The organism is Paenibacillus sp. FSL R7-0331 (assembly GCF_000758645.1).
Lineage (GTDB): Bacteria > Bacillota > Bacilli > Paenibacillales > Paenibacillaceae > Paenibacillus_AQ > Paenibacillus_AQ camerounensis.
In genome coordinates, this window is the sequence record NZ_CP009284.1 from 4853791 (window position 1) to 4878784 (window position 24994).

Consider the following 24994-nt stretch of genomic DNA (forward strand, 5'->3'; position numbering starts at 1 on the left):
GTGGTTTACTTGCTTACACGATTGTGAAGCCGACATCTAAAGCTTCAAGGCCCCGTGTAAAACTGCCGGGCACTGCCGAGTCCAGAATACAGTGATCAATCTCCCGCAGATCTGCCACCTTACAGAAAGAAACCTGGCCGATCTTGCTATGGTCAGCCAGCAGTATAGACTGCTTGGCAACAGTAATCATTTTGCGTTTCGTGGCAGCCTCCAGCATATTCGGAGTGGTGATGCCCTCCGTCAGATCAAGTCCGTTCGTCCCGAGAAAAGCTTTATCCACCCGTACCATCTCCAGCGAGCGTTCTGTCATCGGCCCCACAAAAGCCATCGTATCCGGGCGGAGCATTCCGCCAGTGATCGAGACTTCGATATTCCGGCAATCCCTCAGCTCATTCAAAGCCATGATCGAGTTGGTAATCACCTTGAGATTCGAGAAGCTCCTAAGTGCTCTGGCTATCTGCAGCGTTGTGGTTCCTCCGTCAAGCAGAATGGCATCGCCTTCCTGGATCAGCTCGACTGCCTTGGCCGCAATCCGCAGCTTCTCATCAATAAAGCGGTCTTCCTTATCCGGAAAAGCGGCCTCGAAGTTGACGCTCTGCAGCGATACAGCCCCGCCGTGCGTCCGCTTCAGCAGCCTCGCTTCCTCCAGCTCCTTCAAATCCCGGCGGACCGTCGATTCGGAAACACCCAGCTGCTGGCTTAGCTCCTGCACCGATGCCCTTGTATGCTGGTCTACGAACTGAACAATGCTTACTTTTCTTTCTTCTTCAAACAGCACAGCAGCTCACTCCCTCAACGCATAGCGTAAGCATGAAGTCCGCCTGCTATGCAGTGTCATTATTCGTTAACGAATTTGATCATTTATCTGGCATTTCGTGCTCATTGTTGATCATTTGTGCTCATTTATGATTTTAACAGCGTTTTCAAAGTCTGTAAAGTGATTTTTTTGCTTAAATACAAGCAGAAAAGGCTTAGCCGTCCTTCGGTGAAGACAGCAACCTTTTTTGCGAGAAATATCCTCCCGATTGCCTATTTCATCCATGGAGGCAGCAACATATTTTATAATACATATGGCGAAAAGCAGGTGAACAGGGAATGGCCAATAACATTAACGGTTACGGCAGCGGCGTCAGCAGTAACAAGAGCAGCAATCATCCCGGAAGCACCGGAAATCCTGTCGAGTCTGCGGAATTGACCGCTGATGACTATGAGATTATTGCTGCCGGACTCGGTGCTCTAGGAGAATTCTTTGCCTTCTTGGCACTTGTTAAAGCCAAGCAGGTTGCAAAGGAAACAGGCGGCCAGGTGGATATTGAGCCCGCCTTGTTTATCCAATCGCGAAAAAAAGCGGCTAAACGGAAATCCCGTCTGCCGCGCAGATAGCTGATTAACTATTCAGCAGATGTGAACGGAATAGCGTCATGCTGCCCCATGATAGTGCTCACCTGCTTATTCTGATCCTCTTCAACCTCCACTATTACAATAATACGTTCCATCTCCGCATGCTCCGCATATTTAGCAGCATCTGTCTCCGGAATTCCGATTCCGATCAGGCTGACGGTCAGGCCATCTGTCTCAAGATCAGCTCCGGCCAGCTTGCGTGCTGCCGGTCCGGCAGCAACAGCCGTATCATTAATCATATTCAGGCCAACCCCTACCTCCCGGGCTGTCCCGAACAGGCCGGCATTACCCGCTCCGCTCTCTACTTTTCCGATTCCGGTATCCTTGCTGATCAGCTCAAGCGTACTCTTTTGCTTAGTCACAGCTGATATTTGTTTCTTCTTTATTCCGCTATCCTTCAAGGCCTCGATTGCCAGAACGGCATCGCTCCGGTGCCCGAATATCCCTATTACCAGCGTCGTCATCTGCATCCCCCTCCTGTTAAGGCGTATTAACCTCCCCCATACCTGCTTAAACCGCTCAGCCAGCCAGAATTAACCGTCTATCAGACTGAATCAATTTCTAGCGTTTCGGTTATAAAGATAGAATCGGGATGATCAGATTACATACGGTCACTGTATACATTTAAATTACGGGGGTGCTGCAATGCTGCAAAGCAAGTATTTTCGGACATGCCTGTCCATAATCGCTCTACTCACTATTCTCTATCTGGGCTCCAAGGTTATTGTGCTGTTTACTCCCCTGCTCTCCATCATTAATCTGCTGCTCGTGCCGATGATGCTGTCAGGGTTCATGTACTACCTGCTGCGGCCGCTCGTCAAGTTTCTGGAAAAGCATAAGGTTAACCGCGCATTATCCATTCTGCTGATTTATCTCGTCTTCGCCGGGCTGTTCGTGCTGTTCTGGATTCTGATCTGGCCGACGCTGCGCGAGCAGTTCCAGAATTTCATTGATAATATGCCATATCTTGTCCAGGGGATACAAAACCAATTCAACCAGCTGCGGAGTGATCCGTCACTGTCAAGGTTTTTCCAAGGCGATACTGACGTGTCCGACAAAATCTCGGAATATGTAACCAGCGCCATCACCTGGATGACCAACTCCATGTCCAATCTGATCGGTGTCATTTCCAGTATTGTAGTGGTTATTGCGACACTGCCGATCATTCTTTATTACATGTTAAAAGACGGACACAAGCTGTCGCCGATTCTGCAGGGCCTGTTTCCGCGGAAATACCGCAAGGAAGGCCAGGAGATGCTCAGTGATATCGATTCAGCGCTCAGCGGCTTCATTGTCACCAGGGTCATTCTCAATGTTGTGCTCGGGATTCTGCTCTACATCGGCTTCCTGATGATCGGCCTGCCGTATTCTCTGCTGCTTGCCGTGATTTCTATTCCGCTTAATTTCATTCCATACGTCGGTTCGCTGCTTGCAGCAGTGCCGGTCATCATTGTAGGCTTCATTGAATCTCCGTCGATGGCGATCTGGTCACTTGTCATCATTCTTATTGCCCAGCAAATACAGGATAATGTGCTGTCGCCGATCATTTACGGTAAATCACTGGATGTGCACCCGCTGACCACGGTGGTAATTGTACTGGTGGGCGGTGATTTCTTCGGTATTATCGGAGTGCTGATTGCTCTTCCGGTCTACATGATCACCAAAATTATTGTTATGCGGATATACGAGGTTATTGTCGCGGAACGGGTCGAGGAGATACAGCTGCCTAAAGAGGAGCAGATGTAAGGCCCGGCCTTGAAGGAACACATTAATGGAACACGGATTCAATAATAAAGAGCAGCATTCCCCCGGTAACGGGAGGACGCTGCTCTTTATTGTGTCGTTCTTTATAACCCGGTTATCCCCGCAGGGATCGGACCACAAAAACATGTGTGCCTTTCATGAGGTTCTGTCCGTCCTGCAGTGTAACCGCACCTTTCGTGTGAGAGACGATAACAGCGTTGAATGCGACCAGCTGGTCGCCCTTCCAGACCGTTACCGCTGATTTAAAATAGACTGCGTTATCAAACTGCTGCCGTTCTCTCATGACATATCCGACGGAGTGAAGAACCGGAGGCAATGCCCGCTCCTTGGGAGCGAGCGCCTTAATGAACACAATGTCACGAAAAGGAACAGCAATTTCCTGGTGGCCGATGACAGCCAGCGAAGCCTGAGGGTCCCATCTGCGCAGCACGCCCTTCATAATCGTATAAGGCGCCTCTCCGCAATACATGATGACCGGCCTGCCTACCCAATGCTTCATTGCTCTTCCCCCTTCACTATGCTCCTGCTGCCTATAGATTCGGTATCGACCAGTCTATCCCTGTCAAACCGTGTGATTCCAGATACTGATTAGCCTGTGAAAAAGGCCTGCTGCCCAAAAATCCGCGGTGTGCCGAGAACGGGCTGGGATGCGGAGACTGGATAACTTTATGGCGGCTCTTGTCGATATAAGCCCCCTTCTTCTGGGCATGGCTGCCCCAAAGGATAAATACCAGCGGCTCGGCCCGTTCATTCAGCTTCTCCATAATAGCGTCGGTAAATGTCTCCCAGCCCAGGCCCTTGTGTGAATTAGGCTGGCCTTCACGGACAGTCAGCACAGCGTTCAGCATCAGCACGCCCTCCTCCGCCCAGTGCAGCAGCGACCCGTGATTCGGCACCGCCGTTCCAACATCGCTATGCAGCTCCTGATAGATATTACGCAATGAAGGCGGTATGCGCACACCCGGCTTTACCGAAAAGCTCAGTCCATGCGCCTGTCCGGCACCGTGATAAGGGTCCTGTCCCAATATTACAACTCTCGTCTTGCTATATGGAGTCAGCTTGAGCGCAGAAAAGAGCAGCTCCTTCGGCGGATAAACGGTATACTGCTTGTATTCCGCCGCTAACGCATAGCGCAGCTCCTGAAAGTAAGGCTTCAGAACTTCCTCCTGCAATACCTCGTCCCAATCATTTTCAAACAACATTCCGTTTCCCCTTCCGGTCTCCCTGCTATTTATGCTGTATCTTGTATTACCCTATTTCCGCCCGTAATCCGCTTTGATCTCTCCCCATTCCTTCGTTTGCCATTTCAAGACTTTATTCGGGTATGTGTTTGTCTGCAGCCAGTGCTCAGCCCGGTCAATCAGCGTCCAGATCTCTTCTGTTGATGCATCACGTGCCAGCGTTGTCGCCACTCTCTTCTGCTTGACCCATTTCATCGCATTGACGGAATCACTGTAGACCGTCTTGCTGCTGCCTTCTTTTTGTAAAAGGGCAAGTGCATGCACGATCGCCAGGAACTCACCCAGGTTGTTTGTGCCTTTCTTAATCGGTCCGCAGGAGAAAATAAGTTCTCCGGTCTGCGTATCTACTCCCTTATATTCCACCGGACCCGGATTACCTCTGGTGCCGACATCTACTGATATGCTGTCATAATCAATCTCGGCAGATGTCGGTACGGAGGCGCTGCGGCTCCATGAGCCGGCTGCTTTGCTTTTAGCTGCGCCCGTGCCGGTGGCGCCTGTTCCCCAATTGCCCTTCCAGCCGGCTTTGAAGGCGGCATCTGCGGCAGCCTTTGACTCATATGATTTGTATTTTGCCCCTGTGTAATGATCCGTCTGAGCCTGGCATTCCGCCCAGGTGCTGTATACCCCCGGCTGCTTGCCCTCCCAGACCACATAATATTTCTGTTTCGCCATGCCTGCTGCTCCTCCTGCCGCTTAAAATTCATCAGAAGCTTATTGTAATCCAAACCGCCTCCAGATTGAAGCCCGTACACGAAGCAGTTCTCCGGCGGGACCGGCTGGCGGATAATTATAGTGTGGTGCGTTTATACTATACCGGTGCTATTCCAGCGCTTTGAGCGTCATCTCTATAACCGTCTGCAGCCTGCCGGCATCCTTTGTCGTTTTGACCAGCACCCTGAGGCCTACAAGTGCATTGTGCAGATATGCGGCCATATCGGCCGCCTCAAAACTGCGCGTAAGCTCGCCGCTTTCCTGCCCCTGCCGCAGCAGACGTTCAAAAAGCTGCTCCGTGTTCAGAAAGGCTTCTGTTACTTTGGCTGCTGCCTCGGGATCATGATTAGTAAGCTCCACTGCAGTGTTTACAAGCAGGCAGCCCTTAGGTTCAGAACTCTTCTTAAATGCAGCCGCTTCAAATATGAGCCGGATTGCCTCCCTTGCGGATGCCGCGCCCTCTGTCCTGCTCTCTAGCTTGCCTGCGACTGTATCAGCGTAGCGGTCCATTGCTTTTATATATAAAGTATGTTTGTCTCCAAACGTATCGTACATGCTCCGCTTATGAATGCCCATGCCGGATACAAGATCCTGTATGGAAGTCTTTTCGTAGCCCTGCTGCCAAAAGATCGTCATCGCTTTTCCAAGGACATTGTCCACGTCAAACTCTTTGCTTCTCGCCATAAATGATGCTCCTTTCCTCACTTCTGTATTTTATCATTTATAGAACGATCGGTAAATATTCAGGAAACAGTGAGCTATATCACTTCCATTCCTTACCAATCGTTCTATATTAATTTTTAAGCTATCCGTTGCAGCATAAGCAATCAACCTTGAGGAGGCTTTGTAACATGAATAAATTAGCTCTGAGCACTGCCGTATTTGCACTGTTTCTGATGAGCGGCTGCGGGAATGAGGGCAGCAGCAATACTAACGCCGGCGGCGGCGCAGCGGTGAACTCCGGTTCCAACAACGCTGAAGCGGCAGATGCCGACACTACAGCTTCTATCGTTGATAATGAGGCGGCTTTCAAGCATGCTATCAGCAAGGATGGTACCTGGATAGCCGCAGTCCTGCGGAGTATGACCTTCAGCGAAGAGCTGGTTGTAGACGGCCCGTTTCTTCATAATGGTGAACCTGCCCGTAAGATTGCTCTCTATACGCAGGATGAGGACCAGGACATAACCGATTCATTCGCATTAACCGCGCCGAAGCTGATCATCAAAAGTGAAAACACCCGGCTTGAAGGCGGGATTTTTATCGGAGATGTCTATGTTGAGGCTGACGGCTTCACCATTGTGAGTGCCACTGTGAGAGGAAATATCTATTTTGCCGATAAGCAGTATCTCTCTACGTTCCATTTAGGGGATCAGGGGATTGTAAGCGGGTCGGCCAAAGTACAATAAACAGTTATTCGTGAAAAGAGGTGCAGGAAATGTCCGTCCGCCGGCTTAACATCAGCCTTCTCTGCTCCCTGCTGCTGCTGCTCTCTTCATGCAGCAGGCAAGATGCCGCAGGACAGCAGGCGCTCCGGATTCAGTCCGGCCAGAATATAAAGCTTCTCACCACCACAGATACCCATTACCTGTCTCCCAAGCTGACCGATAACGGCCCGGCCTTCAGCCGTTTTCTCGCTGCCGGGGATGGCAAACAGCTTGCATACAGCAGCGAAATACTGGATGCCCTCGGTAACGATATCGGTATAGAGCGTCCGGGAGCCGTCATTATCAGCGGCGATTTGACCAATAACGGGGAAAAAGCCAGCCACCAGGACCTGGCGGAGCATCTGCGGACTATTGAACAGCAGACCGGGACACAGATTTATGTCATCCCCGGCAATCATGATGTACAGAATCCCTGGGCAAGGCGGTTTGAAGGCGAGAAGCAGATTCCGGTGTCTTCTGTGACCCCGAAACAGTTCCGCAGCATCTACCGTGAATTCGGCTACGGGGAAGCTCTGCTTATGGATAACGACTCCATGAGCTACCTCGCAGCCCCTTCGGACGACCTGTGGCTGCTGATGCTTGATACCAGCCAGTACAGCAGCAATAAAAAGCTGGGCCATCCCCAGCTCGACGGCCGGCTCACCGAAGCTACTCTGAGATGGATTGACCGCTGCGGCAAGCTTGCTACTGAGCAAGGCGCGCAGATTGTTGCAGTCATGCACCACAGCCTGCTGGACCACAGTGAATTTGTTCAGGAAGGCTTCACGCTGAATAACAACGGCCAGGCAGCCGCTGCCCTGATTAGAAACGGGATAACCACTGTCTTTAGCGGACATGTCCATTTTCAGGATATCCGCAGCAGCGGAGAGGATATATATGATATCGCAAACAGTGCCCTGTCTGTATATCCGCATCAATACGGAATTCTGGACTATACTCCTGCAGCCGGAACTTATGAATATCATACCTCAGGGCTGAACATGGAGCTCTGGGCTAAAGCTGCCGGCAGTACAGATTCCAATCTGCTGCATTTCAATACATATAGCGAAGCAGCATTCCGCAGGCTGTCTGCTGACAGAACCTACAGCCGGCTGGCGGAGGACAGCAGCTATACCGCATATACACAAAAGCAGCTCGCCGCTATGGCGGATGTTGTCGGCAGACTGAATGCGGTTTACTTTGCCGGGACGGCTGACACAGAGCTCGCTGCCGTTATTGATACAGAGGGGTACCGGCTATGGCAGGCTGCCCCTTACAGCGGCTTAAAGAATTATGTTCTGCGTATGGCGGAGCTTGAGCAGAAGGACAATAACCATCTGCTGGTAAAATTACCGGGATGGTAACGTTTGAATTGGAGGAATTACGCTGCTTGCTGTTGAGGATTTTTAACGGGCTTGTCGGGCATGCAAACAAAGGGCACCTGCCTATTCAGGATGCCCTTTGTTTGCTATGCCTCGTATTTGTAGCTTTAAGCAGATTAGTCATAACCCCCGACTGCCTCAGGCAGCTCCAGATAAGCCTGCTTCGTTTTCACCAGCTCAAAAATATAGCTCCGCAGCTCCTTTAGCTGCTTAGCATCTTTAGTGGTTTCGCAGGCTTCATCATCCCAATCAAATGAGAATTGTGCTCCGTCCATTCTGATCTGCCAGTGCTCCTCATCAAAAGGCGTCTTTGCACAATTCTTCCTGTCCGGCTCCAGTTCCAGCTCCCTGTAGATGTTAATTGTACGCATACGGGCATAAATGTCCGCCATTTCGCTGTCTGTCAAAACCAATTCCGCTTTTGCAGTTCCGTTGAGAACCAGGTCCTTGGTCACCGTCCCGTCAAACGTGTTAATCTCATGTTTGCCGGTAATACCGAAGCGCACCGAGAATGCGAAATCCGCCGGCCTTGCTTCCGGCATCTGAGCCGCGGCGGTTATGGTGGACCTGTTGGACTTATCGGGTGATTTGGATGAGACGGATGCATTTGGAGCACAGCTTGTCAGAAATGACAGGAGCAGCATTGATATGAAGGGTAGCAGCAGTCTCATTTACCTTCCTCCTCCTGTAACCAATTACTATTAATTACCCGTCCAGCGCCGCAGGTTCGAGCAACAGCTCCGTGAAGGCAACCTCCCTGCCGTTCACCAGCAGCGCAATCCGGTGCGCGCCCGGATAGTGGCGGCGGGTAGTCAGGTCCGCCCAGCGGTGTGTCCGGACAGCGGACAGCCTTGCTCCTCCCGGAACCGTTTTGTCGGACAGCAGGAATAGCTTACGGGAGGCTTTGCCGCCGGATTTCACAAAATCAATCCCGTATTCCACCCGGACCCGCACCGCTTCTCCCTCCCGCAGCCTTAGTTCATAGCTCAGCACACAGCTATCCCCAATCCGCAGAACAGACGGATCGACAGACAAGGCGGCGGAAGCCACAAGCGGTGCGCCTTCCTCCTCTTCGGCATAGCCAAAAATCGCCATAATCTCCGGGTTAGCCTTGCGGATCAGCGAGCGGCAGCCATGCCGCACGATCCAGTCGGTGCGGATACTTGTGCCCATCCAGCGGCGGGCAATGCCAATTACGACATCGGGATGATCCTTGGCAATATCATTCAGGTTGTTGGCTACACTTTTGCGAACATACAGAGAAGGATCATCCTTCAGCTGCTCCAGCACCGGCAGCACGGGAGAAGGGTCGCGCTTGAACACCGGCAGCGCCTGGCCCCACGGCAGCCGCGGGCGGCTGCCCTCACTGGCAAGCCGGCGCACATGCTCATCACTGTGCCGTGACCAGACCCGCATCTGCTCCATCATCCGCTGAGGGTCGCGCAGCAGAAACGGCCTTACTGCAAACTCTGCCGAAGATTTTGCCGTAAACCGTTCCAGCGCCTTTATTGACAGCTCCCAATATTCCTCGTTCTGCCCGAATACTTCGACAAAATCGGGGAAGATCAGGTAAGGAAAACCGATGCATTCATGATCTATCGCGTATAAGACAGCCAGAGCCTGCTCATAATCCGCGGGCAGATAAGCTCCTAAGGTCTCCGTAATCCGCCGCATCCGCGCTTTCAGCTCCAGCTCTTCCCACGGCTCCCGCATCGCTTCAGCGACAAAGGCTTCTATCTCAAACATCTCGCAGGCTCCATGCAGCTTCCTGCCCAAGCTCCGCAGAAATTCTTCATTGTACATTGCTTTTAACGGCTCTGCCATATCTTGAACCCTCCAGTAGTTGTTGAAATCCCAGTTATGAAAGCATACCATGGCATACTGGACAGCCTTGTGTCAGGTTTGTTTTTAAGCCTGCCTATTTATACGATTATCCTCTGCTCATCCGTTATTCTACCGTTGTGGTATACCAGCTATACCAGTCCCGCGCTTATACTCTTTCTCTTCAAGGAAACTCACCCCTCAGCCTCCTCCTTCTTTCCGCAATTTCCCAAAGCTCATCTATGTTCTTCTTGTCCAGATATACATGCTACACTTCTACGAATCATTCATAAGCGTCCACATGCTTCAATCTGGCCTCCCTGAATCCATTCTCCCGCCCCTCAGGCGTTATCCTGTAACTAAACTGCAGCACACCGTCATGGGCAAAATAAGTATACTCTACACCCGGCTCATCCTTAAACTCTACCCTTACCAAAAAAGGCGGCGCCTTGATGCTCCAGATCCCTTGTACTGAGGCGATTTCCTTCCTGCTGTAGCCCATTGTATCCGTCAGATAGGCGGAGACCCGCTTGGCGTATAATATTTTGTTAACCTGCACATACGCCACCGGTGTCAAAAGAATCAGCACAACCAAGGTACTCAGCACATAACCTGCCCTTCCTCTTATCCGCCTCACCTGTAAACGCCTCCTTCTTCTAATCACTTGTTTTCATCACTTTTGCAAATTAAACCTGTTTTCAAAACGCGTTTGCTGTCGTAAAATAGTTGAAAAGCTTTTGGAGCGAAATGGATATGGAGGGCCGGGACGATGCCTAAGCCTATTGTCAAAAATATTGATTTTTTTGTTGCCGCGATGTCACAGACCTTTGTGTCCGCACTGCAGCTGGACCCTGACGGGATGTATTCCCAGGTCGGCTACGGCATTATTGAAAAATTCTCCGAGGAATATGTGCGGGTCAAACGCTTTGACGGCACGGTGTCGCATTATGACCGGGATGTTACCAGATTTCAGCATAACCGGGCATAGGCCATCAAAGACTACTATTTCTCTGGCCGGACTGAATCCCCTGCTTTTCCCACATTAGGAAGATATTCAGAGGTCTTGGAGCAAATGAAGAGGAACCAGGCAGCCTTACGGCCCAAAAAAAGCGGACGCACGCTCAGCATGCATCCGCTTTTTGGGTTGTTTACATACAGCCGCTTCGCCTTACGTTTGCAGCTGTTTTAATTCGTAGAAGGCTCCTTTGCGGTTCATCAGCTCTTCAAAGGTTCCGATTTCGGCAACCTGCCCGTCCTTCATCACCACAATCCGGTCCGCATCACGGATGGTAGACAGCCTATGAGCGACGATAAAGGTAGTCCGGCCCCGCCGCAGCTCCCGCATTGCTTTTTGGACGATGAACTCAGAGATATTGTCCAGTGCAGAGGTCGCCTCATCCAGCAAAATAATCTCCGGATTACGGATCATTGCCCGGGCAATGGCAATCCGCTGACGCTGGCCGCCGGACAGCTTGCCGCCGTGCTCGCCGATCAGCGTATCCAGGCCCTGCGGCATCTGCGCTACCACATCCTGCAGATTGGCCAGCCGGATGACCTCCTGCAGCTTACTCTCCGGCACATCCTTCAGCCCGAAGGTGATGTTGCTGCGGATCGTGCCCGAGAACAGGACGGTGCTTTGCGGTACGACAGCCAGCTTTTGCCGGTATATGCGCATGTCCAGCTCCTCCATCGGCCTGCCGTCCACCAGAATACTCCCGCCGGTAGGCTTGTAAAAGCCGACAACCATATTCAGAACGGTCGATTTCCCTGCCCCCGACTCGCCTACCAGGGCAATGCACTCTCCGGGACGGACGCTCAGATTAAAATCCTTCAGCACATGCCTGTCTGTATCCTTATAGCTGAACTGGACCCCGCGGAACTCATATTCGCCTCGCAGCGTAGCAACCGCCGACGTTCCCTGATATTCTTCAACCTGTGTAGAGGTCAGCACCTCAGAAATGGAATGGATTGATTCAAAGCCCCTGGCGAACTGCGGATATACTCCAAGCAGGCTGTTGATTGAAGCCATAATCGTTGAAAAGAAGCCCTGGTACATCACCACATCGCCGATCTGGATTTTGCCCTGATAGGCCAGAATACAAGTGAAACCCAGACAGAGCAGCTGGAACAGAGTGAAAACAGCCCAGCTTGAAGCACCGAACAAAGCTTCGGTGATGTCGAGCCGGTACCCTTTTCCCTTCAGCTCAGACAGGGTGCCCTCGACCTTGCCGATCTCGCTCTCTTCCAGTCCGTGCGCCCGGGTCACCGGAATCATCTCGACGGTTTCAGCCACCTGGCCTGACATGTTCTCAATCTCGCTGCGGAATTCCCGGTTGCGTGTGCGGATTTTGGTACGGAAAAAGGTAATCAGCAGCACGCCGAAGGGAATGACAAGCACGAAGAACAGGGTAACCTGCAGGCTTTTGAAAGCAGTAATAGAAATAGCAATCAGAACATTGGTCAGCGCCGGCACAAAAGAGTACATCATCTGCTTGGACAGTGTCTCGATTGCCTCGACATCACGCAGTACCTTGGACTGCAGCCGTCCGGCACGCAGGTCTGTATGATACGCCATCGACAGATGCTGCAGCTTGCGGATCAGCGTACCGCGCAGCCCCGCTTCAACCTGCCGGGACGACCGGCTCATAAAGCTGACGTGGATATAGGCAGACGGAATATTTTGCAGGATAACAACAGATACGATCGCCAGGTCCCTCCACAGGAAACTCAGGCTGCTCAAATCAGGCCGGCTGAGGTGATTGATAATATCAGCAGTAACAATCGGGATGACCCAGACAGGCGAATGCTTGAAAATATAGAACAGCAGGGAGATAAGCAGGTTCAGCCGCATGCCTCTGAACAGCAGTAAAAGGGTGCGGAACGGGCGGTCCTTCTTCAGCTCCCTGCTCATGAACAGCTCTTCATAATCAGGCATGCCTTCTGCACCGCGCTCCGGAAAACCTCCGCTGCCGGCTGCATCCGGCCTGCTTAATGCACTCACTTCCAGAACTCCGTCCCGGCAAAGACCTGTGCTTTATCCGGCGCACCTTCCCCTGTCCCGGTCACACTTGCCCACGGTACACGCAGCCCCCGCAGCTCACTTGCGCCTGAAGCTGTATATTCGCTGTAACGTACAGTAGCCTCATTGGCCGGGTTGCCCCAGTTATCCCAGCCGGCAGGATGAATATGCGTCCCCAGCCGGCAGTTCACAAAGGCCGTTGCCGCGTAGCTGCGCCATGGCCGCCCCAGATAAATACCGAAGACGTCAGCAGCAGCCGTTAATAGACATTCCTCGAATACATAGCCGTATGCCTGGCCCTCAGGCGTAGAGGCTGCTGTAATATAACCGACACCATCATGGGTGGAGCGCAGGCTGCGGATTTCACAATGCTCGAAATAAGCGGTTGCCCCGCCAAAAATAAAATCCACGGTCCCTTCAATATAGCAGCGTGAGTACAGCTGGCGGCACTGCTCATGCCGCTGACGCAGCGGAATCCCGCCGAAGGCGAAGCCCTGCTTGTTCGCTGCAGGCAGCGGACCGGTAAAGATCGTATCCTGATGCCCCTTGAAGGTACAATTGCAGAACACGGCTTCGTCGCAATGGGCATATAAGGCTAACGCCTGGCCGATTTCCTGCCCTTGTCCGGCAGTGTTGGCGACGGTCAGATTTTCGATGACCAGCCTGCTGCCGTTCAGGAACAGGGTCGGTGTAGCAAAGGTCCCCTGCTCTTCTCCTGTTTCGTCCAGCTGCCGGGCATACAGATTGTTTGTAATAATAACCTCACCGACTCCGGCAATCGTCAGATCTGACCGGTAAATCCGCACGGCCTCATCGTATACCCCCGCCATAATATATAATGTCTCGTGCTCCTGGGAAGTACGGCGCTCAAGCTCATTTACTGCCTCCTGGATTGTCCGGTAATCGCAAAAGGCCTCTTTTCCTACCCACATGTTATATCCTCCTTATGATCTATCTCAGGCACCCTAAGGCCGCGTCAAACAAACAAGATGATTATAGCGCTTTCTCAATCAATGTTCCACCAAAAATTTTAACGTGTGCATTTCATTATTCCCTTGACTTGACGCGGTTTGAGGAATACACTGGAATCGTTAACAATTTCATTTTTCCGGGGAGAGCTTATGATAACGATCAAGGACATCGCGCGTGTTGCAGGCGTCTCCCATACCACTGTGTCCAGAGCACTGAACGGCAGCCCGCTGATCAAGAAGGTCACCCGCGACAAGATTGAACGGATCGCCGCTGAGATGAATTATGTGCCCAATTACAATGCGAAGAGCCTTGTTACCAAGCGTTCCTTCACCATCGGGCTATTCTTCTCCAGTATTGATCAGGGAACCTCATCTAGCTTTCTGGTCGATGCCATCAAGGGCATCAGCCATGCACTTGATGAGAACTTCAATCTGACCGTTCACGGGATTGACGGGGTTCACAATTTCGGCAACATTCAGCCGCAGCGCTTTGATGGTATTCTCGTCATGAGCCAGAGCGATGAGGATAATGCTTTTATTTATCATGTCAAGACCATCGGCATCCCGCTTGTCGTGCTGAACCGCCAGTTAGAAGACCCAAGTATTATGAATGTGGTGGCGAACGACCGGGAAGGCGTCAGGGAAGCCATTGACTATGTGGTATCCCAGGGGCATCAGAAGCTGGCCATTATTGAAGGCAAACCCGGCTTTAAGTCCTCTACCGAACGCAAGCAGGGCTTCATGGACAGCCTGATTACCCATCGCCTGCAGCTTGATTCCGGTTATTTTGCCCAGGGGGATTACAGCATTGAGAGCGGTTACGCGGCTATGTCCAGCCTGCTCACCCTGCCTGAGCCTCCGACCGCCGTATTCTGCTCTAATGATGATATGGCCATCGGGGCTATGAATGCCTGTTATGCCCATAAGGTCAGCGTGCCGCAGCAGATTTCCCTCATCGGCTTCGATGACATTATGTTTGCGCGGTATACGAATCCCGCCCTGAGTACTGTCCGCAAGCCAATTGCAGATATCAGCGAGCTCGGCACAAAGATGCTGATCCAGCTGCTTCAGCAGCCGGACACGAAGCCTCAGCAGCTGTTCGTCAAAACCTCGCTGGTTGTGCGCGATACGGTGGCTGACTGCTAAGATTACATCTGTTACTGCCTTCATTCATGTTCTTGCAGAACCGGAACCCCTGCTCATGCAGCAGGGAAAATCCGTTTCTTCCTGATAAAAAATGTTCACGTGTGCATTTATTAAACTTTATCTATTTAAATTTAAAGGAGACGTTGAAAACCATGACAAACCGCCTATCCAGAACCACCCAGCCCGGCCTGCCCGTCTATCCAGAACGGATGATCCAGTTCGGCGAAGGTAATTTTATGCGTGCCTTTGTAGACTGGCAGCTGCAGCAGATGAACAACCAGGGGCTGTTTAACGGCAGTGCCGTGCTCGTTCAGCCGATCGGCCAGGGTCTCGGCGGACTGATGGCAGAACAGGATAATCTGTACACAGTACTGTTGAACGGTATTATGCAGGAGCAGACCGTCAACTCGCGGGAGATTATCACCAGTGTCAGCCGGGTGATCAGCCCTTATGATGACTATGCGGCTTATCTGGCTCTGGCTGAGGATGACGCCCTGGAATTCATCACCTCCAATACTACAGAAGCGGGCATTGCCTACAATGCCGGCGACAGCCTGACCGATACTCCTCCAAAGAGCTTCCCTGCCAAGCTGACTGCACTTCTTCACAAACGTTTTGAGCTGGGTAAAAAGGGCTTCATCATTATTCCTTGCGAGCTGATCGACCGTAACGGCGAGAAGCTGCTGCAGATCGTGCAGCAATACGCTGCAGAGTGGCAGCTGGGCGAGGATTTCAATAAATGGCTGGTTGAAGAAAATACCTTCTGCTGCAGTCTGGTTGACCGTATCGTACCTGGTTATCCGCGCGACAAGGCCGCTCAGCTGGAAGAGGAGCTGGGCTATAAGGACAATCTGATTGTTACCGCCGAGCCTTTCCTGTTCTGGGTTATTGAAGGCCCGGCATGGCTGTCCGAGAAGCTGCCGCTCGCTGAGGCCGGACTGAATGTAGTGGTGACTGAGGATATGACCCCATACCGTGAGCGCAAGGTTCACCTGCTGAACGGACCGCATACAGCGATGGTTCCGCTGGCTATGATGGCCGGTCTGGAAACGGTAGAGGATGTAATGAACGACGAGACCTTCTTCCGCTTCGTGCAGGAGCTGATGAACGATGAGCTGAGTCCGATGCTCGATCTGCCGGCCGAGGAGCTGTCCTCCTATTCTGCCGCTGTACTGGAGCGGTTCAGAAATCCGTTCGTCCGTCATGAGCTTGCTTCCATCTCGCTGAACAGCATTTCCAAGTTCAAGTCCCGCCTGCTGCCGGTTCTGCTCCGTTACCAGAAGGAGCGCAGCCAGCTGCCTGAGCTGACAACACTGGCCTTCGCCGCCCTGCTGCTCAGCTACCGCGGAGACCGTGTAACCAGACAGGACGGCGCAGAGGTACTGGAAGCCTTCGACAAAGCCTGGAGCAATCCGGATAGCTTCGTGCAGACCATCCTTGCGGATGACAGCCTGTGGGGCCAGGATCTGACACAGGTTCCGGGACTGGAGGGCGCCGTTGCCGCGAAGCTGCAGGAGCTTGACCGTACAGACAGCCGTGCGGTGCTGCAGCAGGCTGTGAACTAATTAAAGTACCGGCTTTAAAATAACCGGGAATTCAGCGTACGTTTGATACCTCATTATCAAAAAGATTTGCTGATACAAACACTTTAATCCTATCTAACGGACTGAGATGCTCTTATTATTCCTGAATTTCATTTTTTACAGGCTAACGGACACCAGCGCCCTTATTGGCGGTCATTTCTCCACCTTCGGGCAACAAATGAAGAAATAAGCGCATTGCGGTCCGTTAGCCATCGGAATATACACTTTCAAGCCGAATAAGGGCTCTACGGTCCGTAAGAATCAGAATAAGGCAGGATACCCTCCTGCCTTGACTTCATAACAACTTTTTTTAGGAGGGACAGACAGCATGAAACGATTAATGAAAATGAATCCCCGCGATACAGTTGCTGTAGCTCTGCGTCCGGTTACCGCCGGTGAGCAGCTTGAAATCGACGGGCTGACGGTACAGGCAGGACAGGATATTCCGCAAGGGCACAAGATCGCCCTGACAGCCTTTAACGAGAATGACGTCATCACCAAATACGGCTATCCGATCGGGCACGCGATTGCCCCTATCGCAGCCGGCGATTGGATTCACACGCATAACATCAAAACGAATCTCGTAGGTGAGGAAGAATACGATTATATCCCTGAGCTTCACCCGGTTACCTATCCGAAACGCGACCTCACCTTCCAGGGCTACCGCCGTGCCAACGGCAAGGTCGGCATCCGTAATGATCTGTTCATTATCCCGACAGTCGGCTGTGTGAACGGCATCGCCGAGCAGATGCTGTCTGAGTTCAAGGCGGAGCACCCGGATCTGGGCGGCTTCGACAATCTTACCGTGCTGAAGCATCCTTACGGCTGCTCCCAGCTGGGCGATGATCACCGCATGACCCGCAGCATCCTGCTGGATGCCGTGAATCACCCGAATGCCGGCGGCGTGCTTGTCTTCGGCCTCGGCTGCGAGAACAATATCGTCTCCGAATTCCGCAGCATTCTCGGCGATTATGATAAGAGCCGGGTCAAGTTCCTTGTTGCCCAGGAGGTCGGCAACGAGGTGGAAGCCGGCCGGGCACTTCTGGAAGAGCTGTATGATGCCGCGAAGGATGATAAGCGCGAGCCGGTACCGCTCAGTGAGCTGAACATCGGCCTTAAGTGCGGCGGCTCCGACGGCTTCTCGGGTATTACCGCTAACCCGCTGCTCGGCGCCTTCTCCGATTTCATTATTTCCCAGGGCGGAACATCGGTCCTTACGGAAGTACCGGAAATGTTCGGTGCGGAGAAAATGCTGATGGCCCGCGCGGAGAGCCGCGAGGTCTATGAGGATATCGTCTCCCTGATCAACAATTTCAAGCAGTATTTCCTCTCTTACGGAGAGCCTGTGTACGAGAATCCTTCCCCGGGCAACAAGGCCGGCGGCATCAGTACGCTCGAAGACAAATCACTCGGCTGCACCCAGAAGGCCGGTACTTCTCCGGTCGTTGATGTGCTGGATTACGGCGTAAAGCTGCGTAAAAAAGGCCTCAGCCTGCTGCAGGCGCCAGGCAACGATCTGGTCGCTGCTTCCGCCCTTGCCGCCTCCGACTGTCAGCTGGTGCTGTTCACCACCGGCCGCGGCACACCATTTGGCAGCTTCGTGCCTACGGTTAAAGTAGCCACCAACAACGAGCTGTTCGCCAAAAAAGGCCACTGGATGGACTTCAATGCAGGTCCCCTGCTGGAAGTGCCGATGGCTGAAGTCCTCGAAGAGTTCATTTCTTATATCATTGCCGTGGCAAGCGGCCAGAAAACACGCAATGAGCAGAACGAAGTGCGCGAGCTGGCTATTTTCAAAACCGGGGTTACACTATAATCTCTTATCCTAAATTTCTAATAAAGGGAGCGTCATCATGTTTTTAAACGACGATTTTTTATTGACCACCGAACCTGCACGGCAGCTCTTTCATGAATATGCAGTCAAGATGCCGATCATCGACTACCACTGCCATCTTGATCCGCGTGAAATCTATGAAGACCAGCCGTTCAAAAACCTGACTGCAGCCTGGCTGTACGGCGATCATTACAAATGGCGGCTGATGCGCGCGAACGGCATACCAGAATCGCATATTACCGGCGATGCTTCTGATTACGACAAGTTCCTCGCCTGGGCCAAAACGCTGCCGAAGGCTGTCGGCAACCCGCTCTACAGCTGGACCCATCTGGAGCTGCGCCGCTTCTTCGGTGTTAATGAGCCGCTGAATGAGCAGACAGCACCTGCGATCTGGGAACAGGTTAACCGCAAGCTGGCGGAACCGGAATTTACCCGCCGCGGGCTGATCCGCAGCTCACGGGTCAAGACGATCTGTACTACAGATGACCCTGCTGATTCGCTGGAGTATCACAAGCTGCTGAAAGAAACCGAGAAGGAATTCAGCGTATTCCCTACCTTCCGTCCCGACAAGGCGCTGAACATCGATGCTCCGGGCTTCCCGGCATGGATCGCTGCCTTGGAGAAAGCCGCCGGACTGCCGGTAACCAGCTATGCTGAGCTGCTTGAAGCGCTGAAGAACCGTGTAGAATTCTTCCACGACAACGGCTGCCGCCTGTCTGACCATGCGCTGGATGTTCTGCGCTACCGGGCCGGTTCAGACGCTGAAGCCCAGACCATCTTCGCCAAACGTCTGGATGGTGCAGAGCTGTCTGCCGAAGAGATTACACTCTACCGCACGGAGCTGCTCACGAAGCTCATCGGCTTCTACCATGACAAAGACTGGACCATGCAGCTGCATATCCATGCTTACCGGAATAACAACACACCGATGTTCCAGAAGCTGGGACCGGATACCGGTTATGACGGCATAAACGACCTGTCCATTACCGAAAGTCTGTCCAGTCTGCTGGACCGGGCAGAGTGCGCCTCGGGTCTGCCGAAGACAATCCTTTATTCCCTGAATGCGAAGGATTATCCGGCACTGCTGGCCTTGATGGGCTGCTACCAGAAGGATACAGCCGGCAAAATGCAGCTCGGCTCCGGCTGGTGGTATAACGATACGAGAAACGGCATGCGCGAGCAGCTTACCCTGCTGGCTGACAACAGCCTGCTTGGCAACTTTGTCGGCATGCTGACCGACTCCCGCAGCTTCCTGTCCTATACACGCCACGAGTATTTCCGCCGCGTGCTGTGCGGACTGCTCGGCGAGCTTGTAGAGCGCGGAGAAGCACCGGATGATAAAGCACTGCTCGGACAGCTGGTTCAGGATATCTCCTACAATAATGCCGCGGGATATTTCGGCTTCCCGGCTGCGGAATAAGATTAGGGGGAGCAAGCATGCTGCATGTATGTCTTGACGGGGATGGGGTTGTGCCGGAGAATGCCGGCGCCTCCATCCTTTCCCTTTATCCGCTGCCTGTACAGGAGGAGCGGCCGTTTATTCTCGTCCTGCCCGGCGGAGGCTATCATCATCTGGCCCGGCATGAGGGCGAGCCTGTTGCCTTATGGCTGAACAGCCTTGGCATCCATGCGGGTGTGCTGAAATATCAGACGCAGGATATCGAACCGGCTATCCTAATTAAAGATGTCGGCGATGCGCTGGCCTGGGTGCGGGAAGCGCCCAAGAATTGGAGTGTCCGGCCCGGACAGGTCGGCCTCACCGGCTTCTCTGCCGGCGGCCATCTCGCTGCCATAACGGCAGTCACGGCAGCCCCGGCACGTAAACCCGATCTGCTGATTCTGGGTTATCCGGTCATCACGTTCGAGGAGCCTTATGCCCATATGGGCAGCCGAGGGAATATGCTGGGTTCAAGTCCGGCTGAAGACGAGATTGCCGCTCATTCAGCTGACCGGCAGGTTAACCCGGATAGTCCGCCTGCCTTCATCTGGGCTACTGCCAACGATGCCAGCGTCCCGGTCGAGAACAGCCTGAAGTTCGCCGCTGCCCTGTCCGGTGCGGGAATCCCGTTCGAGCTGCATATCTTTGAAGAGGGCCGCCACGGACTAGGGCTATCCGCGGAGAATGCAGAATGCCGGCAGTGGCTGAAGCTCTGCAGGGCCTGGCTTGGCAAACACCATTTTGTAACTGATAAGGAGGAAGCCTGATATGCCGACACTATACATTGCCGGTGACTCCACTGCCGCCCTGAAGGGGGCGGAAGCCAAGCCGATGGCGGGCTGGGGAGAATATTTCCAGACCCACTTCGGCCCGGAGGTCATCATTGATAACCGCGCCATTAACGGGCGTAGTACCAAATCTTTTCTTGAACAAGGCCGGCTGGCCGATATTGAAAAGGACTTTCAGCCCGGTGATTACCTGCTGATCCAGTTCGGGCATAATGATGGTAAGCATGACGACCCTCTGCGTTACACAGATCCTGATACAGAGTACAGGCAGAATCTGCGGCTGTACATTGAATCTGCCCGCAGCCGCGGCGGTTATCCGGTACTGCTGACCTCCGTCAGCCGCCGCCTGTTCACTGCGGACGGTGAACCCGATCCGCTGGCCTTGGGCGCTTATCCGGCAGCTATGCGCGCTGTTGCAGAGGAGACCGGAACGCCGCTGCTGGATATCTTTGCAGCTTCCCAGCAGCTCTACCGCACGCTCGGCATTGACGGTTCGCAGCACCTGCTGATGCATCTTCAGCCGGGGCAGCATCCTAATTATCCGGACGGCGTCACGGATGACACACATTTCAGTACCGAGGGCGCTAAGCGGATCGCCGCGCTTGTGGCCGAGGCTATCCGGCAATGCCCGGCGTTAACAGAGCTGCATCCGCATCTGCATAAAAGATAAGCGTACATAAGCCCGCCAACTGGTCATATTAACGGGATATGTACCGTTATTTCCCGTCCGCTAACTTTTGTATCGTTCAATCCAGCCATGAAAATATTACTCACAAGGAGGCCACCTGTAATGACTGCACCGCTTCATCTAGGTATCCGTGCCCATGATTTCCCGGCCCACTCCCTGCCGGAGCTGATCGGGAAGCTGAAGCACTACCGGTTCAGCCACATTCAGCTTGCCGTGCGCAAATCCTTTCCGGCCAGTGTCCCGTCGCTGTCCTCACTCAGCCCCGGAACGGCTGTTTACTACGGTGAAAGCTTCCGTCAAAGCGGCATCAAAATCGCTGTTCTGGGCTGCTATGTCAACATCATCGACCCGGATCCTAATCAACGTGCGCAAGCATTGCAGGATTTCAGCACCCATCTGCGCCTGGCGCGTGACTTCGGGGCCAGCCTAGTCGGTACAGAAACGGGCAGTGTCGGCAAAGGATACACAACGGATAATTTTACCGAGGAAGCCTTTCAGGAGGTAGTTGCCTCTGTCAAAATAATGGTTGCGGAAGCTGAACGGTTCGGCGTTACCGTGGGGATTGAAGCAGGCCAGAACCATCCGCTGCATAGCGTCAGGCTAACGAAGCGGCTGCTTGAGCTGATCCCGTCGAACAATCTGCAGATTATCCTGGATTGTGCGAATCTCATGTCTCCGGACAATTACCGGCAGCAGGAGGATGTTATCAATGAAGCACTGGATCTGCTGGGCGACCGGATTGCAGTCATTCATCTGAAGGATTTCACTGTAGAAGACGGCAAAATCGTCATCGTTCCTGTCGGTCAAGGCCTGCTCCGGTTTGCACCGGTTCTGCAATATATGAAATACAAACGCCCTCATATCCAGGGTCTGCTGGAGAGCACAACGGAGCCTTTTATACAGGAAAGTGTCGATTTTCTGCACCGGCTGTATAATGAAGTTTGAGCTGCTAACGTTCTTATCACCCCTGCCATCGTATTTTCAGGCATCCGCAGCATGCGGGTGCTTTTTTTGCGTCAACAGCACTGCTGTTATGTGCTCCCGGTAATTTTTCATGTAAAATAGACCATAGTGCCCGCCTCCATACATATGTTAGCCAGTCAAGATCATGGGTACAATTAGTTAGAGAGCTTCATTTATAAAAAGGATAGGTGAAACCATGCATAATTTTGGATTCGCAAGGGTCGCCGCTGCTTCCCCTGAGCTGCGGGTAGCAGACTGCGAGTTTAATGCAGCACAGATTATTGAAGTAATAAAACAGGCACATACTCAGCAGGTCGAATATCTGGTGCTGCCTGAGCTGTCTATTACTGGATATACCTGCGCAGACCTGTTTCTGCAGCCCAAGCTGCAGGCCGCGGCAATTACTGCTCTGCATGAAATTACGGCTGCCACTGCCAGCCTCAGCCTGATTGTAATCGCTGGTCTGCCTGTCGCCATTAAAGGCCGGCTGTTCAACTGTGCCGCCGTTCTACAGCACGGCAAGATCCTCGGTATTGTGCCAAAAACCTGCCTGCCCGGATACAGCGAGTTCTATGAGCCGCGCTGGTTCGCACCAGCCGAGGAGCTGGAAATTACAGAGCTTCGTCTGGGAGACATTACGGTGCCGATCGGCAACGATCTGATCTTCGCCAGCGAAACAGATGGTAATTTGTCGTTTGGAGTAGAGATCTGCGAGGATCTATGGGTACCGGTTCCTCCGAGCAGCCTGCTGGCACAGGCCGGTGCGATACTGCTGTTCAACCCTTCCGCCAGCAACGAGCTGGTCGGCAAGGCCGACTACCGCCGCCAGCTGGTATCCGGCCAGTCTGCCTCCTGCGTGGCAGCCTACGTATATGCCGGCAGCAATACCGGCGAATCCTCAACGGATGTTGTATTTGGCGGCCATTCGCTAATCGCTGAGAACGGGCAGACACTGGCTGAATCCGAACGTTTCACTCATGAGAGCCGGATCATTACCGCTGATATTGATGTGCCGAGGCTGCAATATTCACGTTCGGTAATGGGCACCTTCCGTGCCGGCAAGGGCGGCCGCAACTACCGCGAAATCCTGTTTGCCGACCCGGCTGCGCACCAGAAGGAACGCAAGCTGGTCCGTAAAGTGGCAGTTAACCCGTTCGTGCCCGGCAATCCGCAGCAGCGGGATGAGCGGTGCCAGGAAATTATGTCGATCCAGACCTCCGGCCTGATGAAGCGCATCCGCCATATCGGCACGAAGCAGGCTGTCATCGGTATTTCCGGCGGTCTTGACTCCACCCTCGCGCTGCTCGTCGCCGTTCGCGCAATGGAGCGGCTTGGACGTCCGGCAAGCGATGTGCTCGCTGTAACGATGCCCGGCTTTGGCACAACGAACCGGACCTATGATAATGCCGTAGGGTTGATCAAGGCGCTCGGAGCTTCGATGATGGTTGTTGATATCAAGGCGGCATGCCTGCAGCATTTTGAAGATATCGGACATGACAAGGATGTTCATGATCTAACCTACGAGAACGTACAGGCCCGGGAACGCACACAAATTCTGATGGATCTGGCCAACAAAAACGGCGGCATCGTCATCGGAACGGGCGACCTCTCCGAGCTGGCCCTCGGATGGTGCACCTACAACGGAGACCATATGTCAATGTACAGCGTGAACTCCGGTATTCCGAAAACGCTGATCCAGTATGTCGTCGCCTGGTACGCCGATCATGAAGCAGACGAGACGGTGAACAAGTTCCTGTACAGTATCATCGAGACAGGCATCAGCCCTGAGCTGCTGCCGCCTTCAGCTACCGGGGAGATTGTGCAGCTGACCGAGAATATCCTCGGGCCGTACATTGTGCATGATTTCTTCCTCTACTATATGCTGCGGACAGGCGCCTCTCCGGGTAAAATGCTCTACCTGGCACAGCAGGCCTTCGGAGAAGCCTATCCTAAGGAGCAGCTCAAAGCCTGGCTGAAGGTGTTCATCACCCGTTTCTTCACCCAGCAGTTCAAGCGTTCCTGCCTGCCGGACGGACCGAAGGTCGGTACCGTGAGCCTCTCGCCGCGCGGCGACTGGCGGATGCCAAGCGATGCTTCCGCTGCACTCTGGCTGCGTGAAGTAGACGAATTATAAGCTTCCTTAAGCTGAATAATAGCTGTACCCTCATCAGTTCCGGCTGGTGCGGGTACAGCTTTTTTTACATGCCCAAAAAATTAGTTAGGCTCTTGACGTATTTCTGAACAGATGATATATTGTTTCATGCTTTAATAATTAAGTTGTTAATTATTTATCAATTAATTATTTCCTGATCAATTATTAAAAGTTTCATTTAGTAAATAGCTTACTTATTTGAAGACAGCAATGCGGGAGGTGAAGGATTGACAGATCAGGAGCGTGACCGATACTTTGAATTTCCGATTCTTTTTAAGACTTTTCTGAAGGGGCTGGGCCAGCAGTGGAACAAACAAGGCTTCCCGATTACCCAGACGCAGTTCAAGGCGCTGCAAATATTGTCCAAGGAAGGTCCGATGATGGTCTCCCAGCTCGCTGCTGCGCTTGATTTGACACCTGCCGCTGTTACCGGAATTACAGATCAGCTGCTCACTGAAGGCTATATTCAGAAGGAGCGTGCCGCCGGAGACCGCCGGGCAATGAACATCACGCTGACACCCGAAGGAATAGCCGTAATCAGGGCTACCCAGGCGAAGCTCGGGGAAGTCATGCATTCTTATTTCAGCATTTTGCCTGAAGAAGACATGGAGCATTTGAGAAGAATTTTCGGGGTATTAATTAAGGAATTAGACAAAAAATAAAAG

The 24994-nt window shown here is 52.8% G+C and carries 25 protein-coding genes; 14 read left to right on the top strand and 11 right to left on the bottom strand.

Features of this window, described 5'->3' with window-relative positions:
* Positions 1-13: 13 nt before the first annotated feature.
* Positions 14-778 carry a DeoR/GlpR family DNA-binding transcription regulator gene (locus R70331_RS21020; protein WP_231576326.1) on the bottom strand — a complete coding sequence of 255 codons (765 nt, stop codon included), beginning with the start codon at positions 776-778 and terminating at the stop codon, positions 14-16.
* 317 nt (positions 779-1095) lie between these two features.
* Between R70331_RS21020 and R70331_RS21025 the strand changes: the two genes are divergently transcribed.
* The gene (locus R70331_RS21025; protein ID WP_042178754.1) at positions 1096-1383 is read left to right on the top strand and encodes a hypothetical protein; all 288 of its coding nucleotides are present in this window, start codon (positions 1096-1098) and stop codon (positions 1381-1383) included.
* Positions 1384-1391: 8 nt separating this feature from the next.
* Here R70331_RS21025 and R70331_RS21030 read toward each other — a convergent pair whose 3' ends face one another.
* Positions 1392-1865 (bottom strand): general stress protein, encoded by a 474-nt coding sequence (locus R70331_RS21030; protein WP_042178756.1) that lies wholly within the window; start codon positions 1863-1865, stop codon positions 1392-1394.
* Between the two features lie 181 nt (positions 1866-2046).
* On the opposite strand from R70331_RS21030, the gene R70331_RS21035 reads away from it, so the two are divergent.
* A complete protein-coding gene (locus R70331_RS21035) occupies positions 2047-3147 on the top strand; it encodes an AI-2E family transporter (RefSeq protein WP_042178758.1) in 1101 nt (366 codons plus the stop codon).
* A gap of 112 nt (positions 3148-3259) precedes the next feature.
* Here R70331_RS21035 and R70331_RS21040 read toward each other — a convergent pair whose 3' ends face one another.
* The 4 genes from R70331_RS21040 to R70331_RS21055 all read right to left on the bottom strand — a co-directional run bounded on the left by R70331_RS21040 (position 3260) and on the right by R70331_RS21055 (position 5804).
* Entirely contained in the window at positions 3260-3664 is a 405-nt protein-coding gene (locus R70331_RS21040; RefSeq protein WP_042178760.1) for a hypothetical protein, read from the bottom strand.
* 31 nt (positions 3665-3695) lie between these two features.
* A complete protein-coding gene (ung, locus tag R70331_RS21045) occupies positions 3696-4364 on the bottom strand; it encodes a uracil-DNA glycosylase (RefSeq protein WP_042182985.1) in 669 nt (222 codons plus the stop codon).
* Between the two features lie 54 nt (positions 4365-4418).
* On the bottom strand, positions 4419-5081 hold the full coding sequence (gene rnhA, locus R70331_RS21050) for a ribonuclease H (RefSeq protein WP_042178763.1): 663 nt from the start codon (positions 5079-5081) through the stop codon (positions 4419-4421).
* Between the two features lie 147 nt (positions 5082-5228).
* Positions 5229-5804, bottom strand: a complete 576-nt coding sequence (locus R70331_RS21055; protein ID WP_042178766.1) for a TetR/AcrR family transcriptional regulator — start codon at positions 5802-5804, stop codon at positions 5229-5231.
* 167 nt (positions 5805-5971) lie between these two features.
* Between R70331_RS21055 and R70331_RS21060 the strand changes: the two genes are divergently transcribed.
* Together R70331_RS21060 and R70331_RS21065 are read left to right on the top strand one after the other, a co-directional pair.
* The gene (locus tag R70331_RS21060; protein ID WP_052419145.1) at positions 5972-6526 is read left to right on the top strand and encodes a hypothetical protein; all 555 of its coding nucleotides are present in this window, start codon (positions 5972-5974) and stop codon (positions 6524-6526) included.
* A 29-nt stretch (positions 6527-6555) separates the two neighbouring features.
* Positions 6556-7908 carry a metallophosphoesterase gene (locus tag R70331_RS21065; protein WP_052419146.1) on the top strand — a complete coding sequence of 451 codons (1353 nt, stop codon included), beginning with the start codon at positions 6556-6558 and terminating at the stop codon, positions 7906-7908.
* A gap of 134 nt (positions 7909-8042) precedes the next feature.
* On the opposite strand, the gene R70331_RS21070 is transcribed toward R70331_RS21065, so the two are convergent.
* The 3 genes from R70331_RS21070 to R70331_RS21080 form a co-directional block, all read right to left on the bottom strand.
* Complete coding sequence (locus tag R70331_RS21070; protein WP_052419147.1) at positions 8043-8597, bottom strand: hypothetical protein; 555 nt, start codon at positions 8595-8597, stop codon at positions 8043-8045.
* A 34-nt stretch (positions 8598-8631) separates the two neighbouring features.
* Positions 8632-9750 (bottom strand): DNA alkylation repair protein, encoded by a 1119-nt coding sequence (locus R70331_RS21075; protein ID WP_042178769.1) that lies wholly within the window; start codon positions 9748-9750, stop codon positions 8632-8634.
* 280 nt (positions 9751-10030) lie between these two features.
* Positions 10031-10384 carry a DUF3139 domain-containing protein gene (locus R70331_RS21080; RefSeq protein WP_052419148.1) on the bottom strand — a complete coding sequence of 118 codons (354 nt, stop codon included), beginning with the start codon at positions 10382-10384 and terminating at the stop codon, positions 10031-10033.
* Between the two features lie 132 nt (positions 10385-10516).
* On the opposite strand from R70331_RS21080, the gene R70331_RS21085 reads away from it, so the two are divergent.
* Positions 10517-10735, top strand: coding sequence for a hypothetical protein (locus R70331_RS21085; protein ID WP_042178772.1), 219 nt, complete (start codon positions 10517-10519; stop codon positions 10733-10735).
* A gap of 180 nt (positions 10736-10915) precedes the next feature.
* On the opposite strand, the gene R70331_RS21090 is transcribed toward R70331_RS21085, so the two are convergent.
* Together R70331_RS21090 and R70331_RS21095 are read right to left on the bottom strand one after the other, a co-directional pair.
* The gene (locus tag R70331_RS21090) at positions 10916-12748 is read right to left on the bottom strand and encodes an ABC transporter ATP-binding protein (protein ID WP_231576327.1); all 1833 of its coding nucleotides are present in this window, start codon (positions 12746-12748) and stop codon (positions 10916-10918) included.
* On the bottom strand, positions 12745-13698 hold the full coding sequence (locus R70331_RS21095) for a pectinesterase family protein (RefSeq protein WP_042178775.1): 954 nt from the start codon (positions 13696-13698) through the stop codon (positions 12745-12747). Before R70331_RS21095 ends, R70331_RS21090 begins: the two co-directional genes overlap by 4 nt.
* Before the next feature lie 189 nt (positions 13699-13887).
* Here R70331_RS21095 and R70331_RS21100 point away from each other — a divergent pair, with 189 nt between their 5' ends.
* From R70331_RS21100 to R70331_RS21140, 9 genes are all read left to right on the top strand, one after another.
* Positions 13888-14883, top strand: a complete 996-nt coding sequence (locus R70331_RS21100) for a LacI family DNA-binding transcriptional regulator (RefSeq protein ID WP_042178778.1) — start codon at positions 13888-13890, stop codon at positions 14881-14883.
* Positions 14884-15035: 152 nt separating this feature from the next.
* Positions 15036-16448: a tagaturonate reductase gene (locus tag R70331_RS21105; protein ID WP_042178780.1), complete on the top strand. Its 1413-nt coding sequence runs from the start codon at positions 15036-15038 to the stop codon at positions 16446-16448.
* A gap of 346 nt (positions 16449-16794) precedes the next feature.
* Positions 16795-18282 (top strand): UxaA family hydrolase, encoded by a 1488-nt coding sequence (locus tag R70331_RS21110; RefSeq protein ID WP_042178783.1) that lies wholly within the window; start codon positions 16795-16797, stop codon positions 18280-18282.
* A 37-nt stretch (positions 18283-18319) separates the two neighbouring features.
* Positions 18320-19720, top strand: a complete 1401-nt coding sequence (gene uxaC, locus R70331_RS21115) for a glucuronate isomerase (RefSeq protein ID WP_042178786.1) — start codon at positions 18320-18322, stop codon at positions 19718-19720.
* A gap of 17 nt (positions 19721-19737) precedes the next feature.
* Complete coding sequence (locus R70331_RS32160; RefSeq protein WP_052419149.1) at positions 19738-20505, top strand: alpha/beta hydrolase; 768 nt, start codon at positions 19738-19740, stop codon at positions 20503-20505.
* A 1-nt stretch (position 20506) separates the two neighbouring features.
* A complete protein-coding gene (locus tag R70331_RS32165; RefSeq protein WP_042178788.1) occupies positions 20507-21196 on the top strand; it encodes a rhamnogalacturonan acetylesterase in 690 nt (229 codons plus the stop codon).
* Positions 21197-21316: 120 nt separating this feature from the next.
* Positions 21317-22159 (top strand): sugar phosphate isomerase/epimerase family protein, encoded by an 843-nt coding sequence (locus R70331_RS21130; RefSeq protein WP_042178790.1) that lies wholly within the window; start codon positions 21317-21319, stop codon positions 22157-22159.
* A 214-nt stretch (positions 22160-22373) separates the two neighbouring features.
* Complete coding sequence (locus R70331_RS21135) at positions 22374-24311, top strand: NAD(+) synthase (RefSeq protein WP_042178793.1); 1938 nt, start codon at positions 22374-22376, stop codon at positions 24309-24311.
* Between the two features lie 245 nt (positions 24312-24556).
* Positions 24557-24991, top strand: a complete 435-nt coding sequence (locus tag R70331_RS21140; RefSeq protein WP_042178795.1) for a MarR family winged helix-turn-helix transcriptional regulator — start codon at positions 24557-24559, stop codon at positions 24989-24991.
* Positions 24992-24994: the final 3 nt, after the last annotated feature.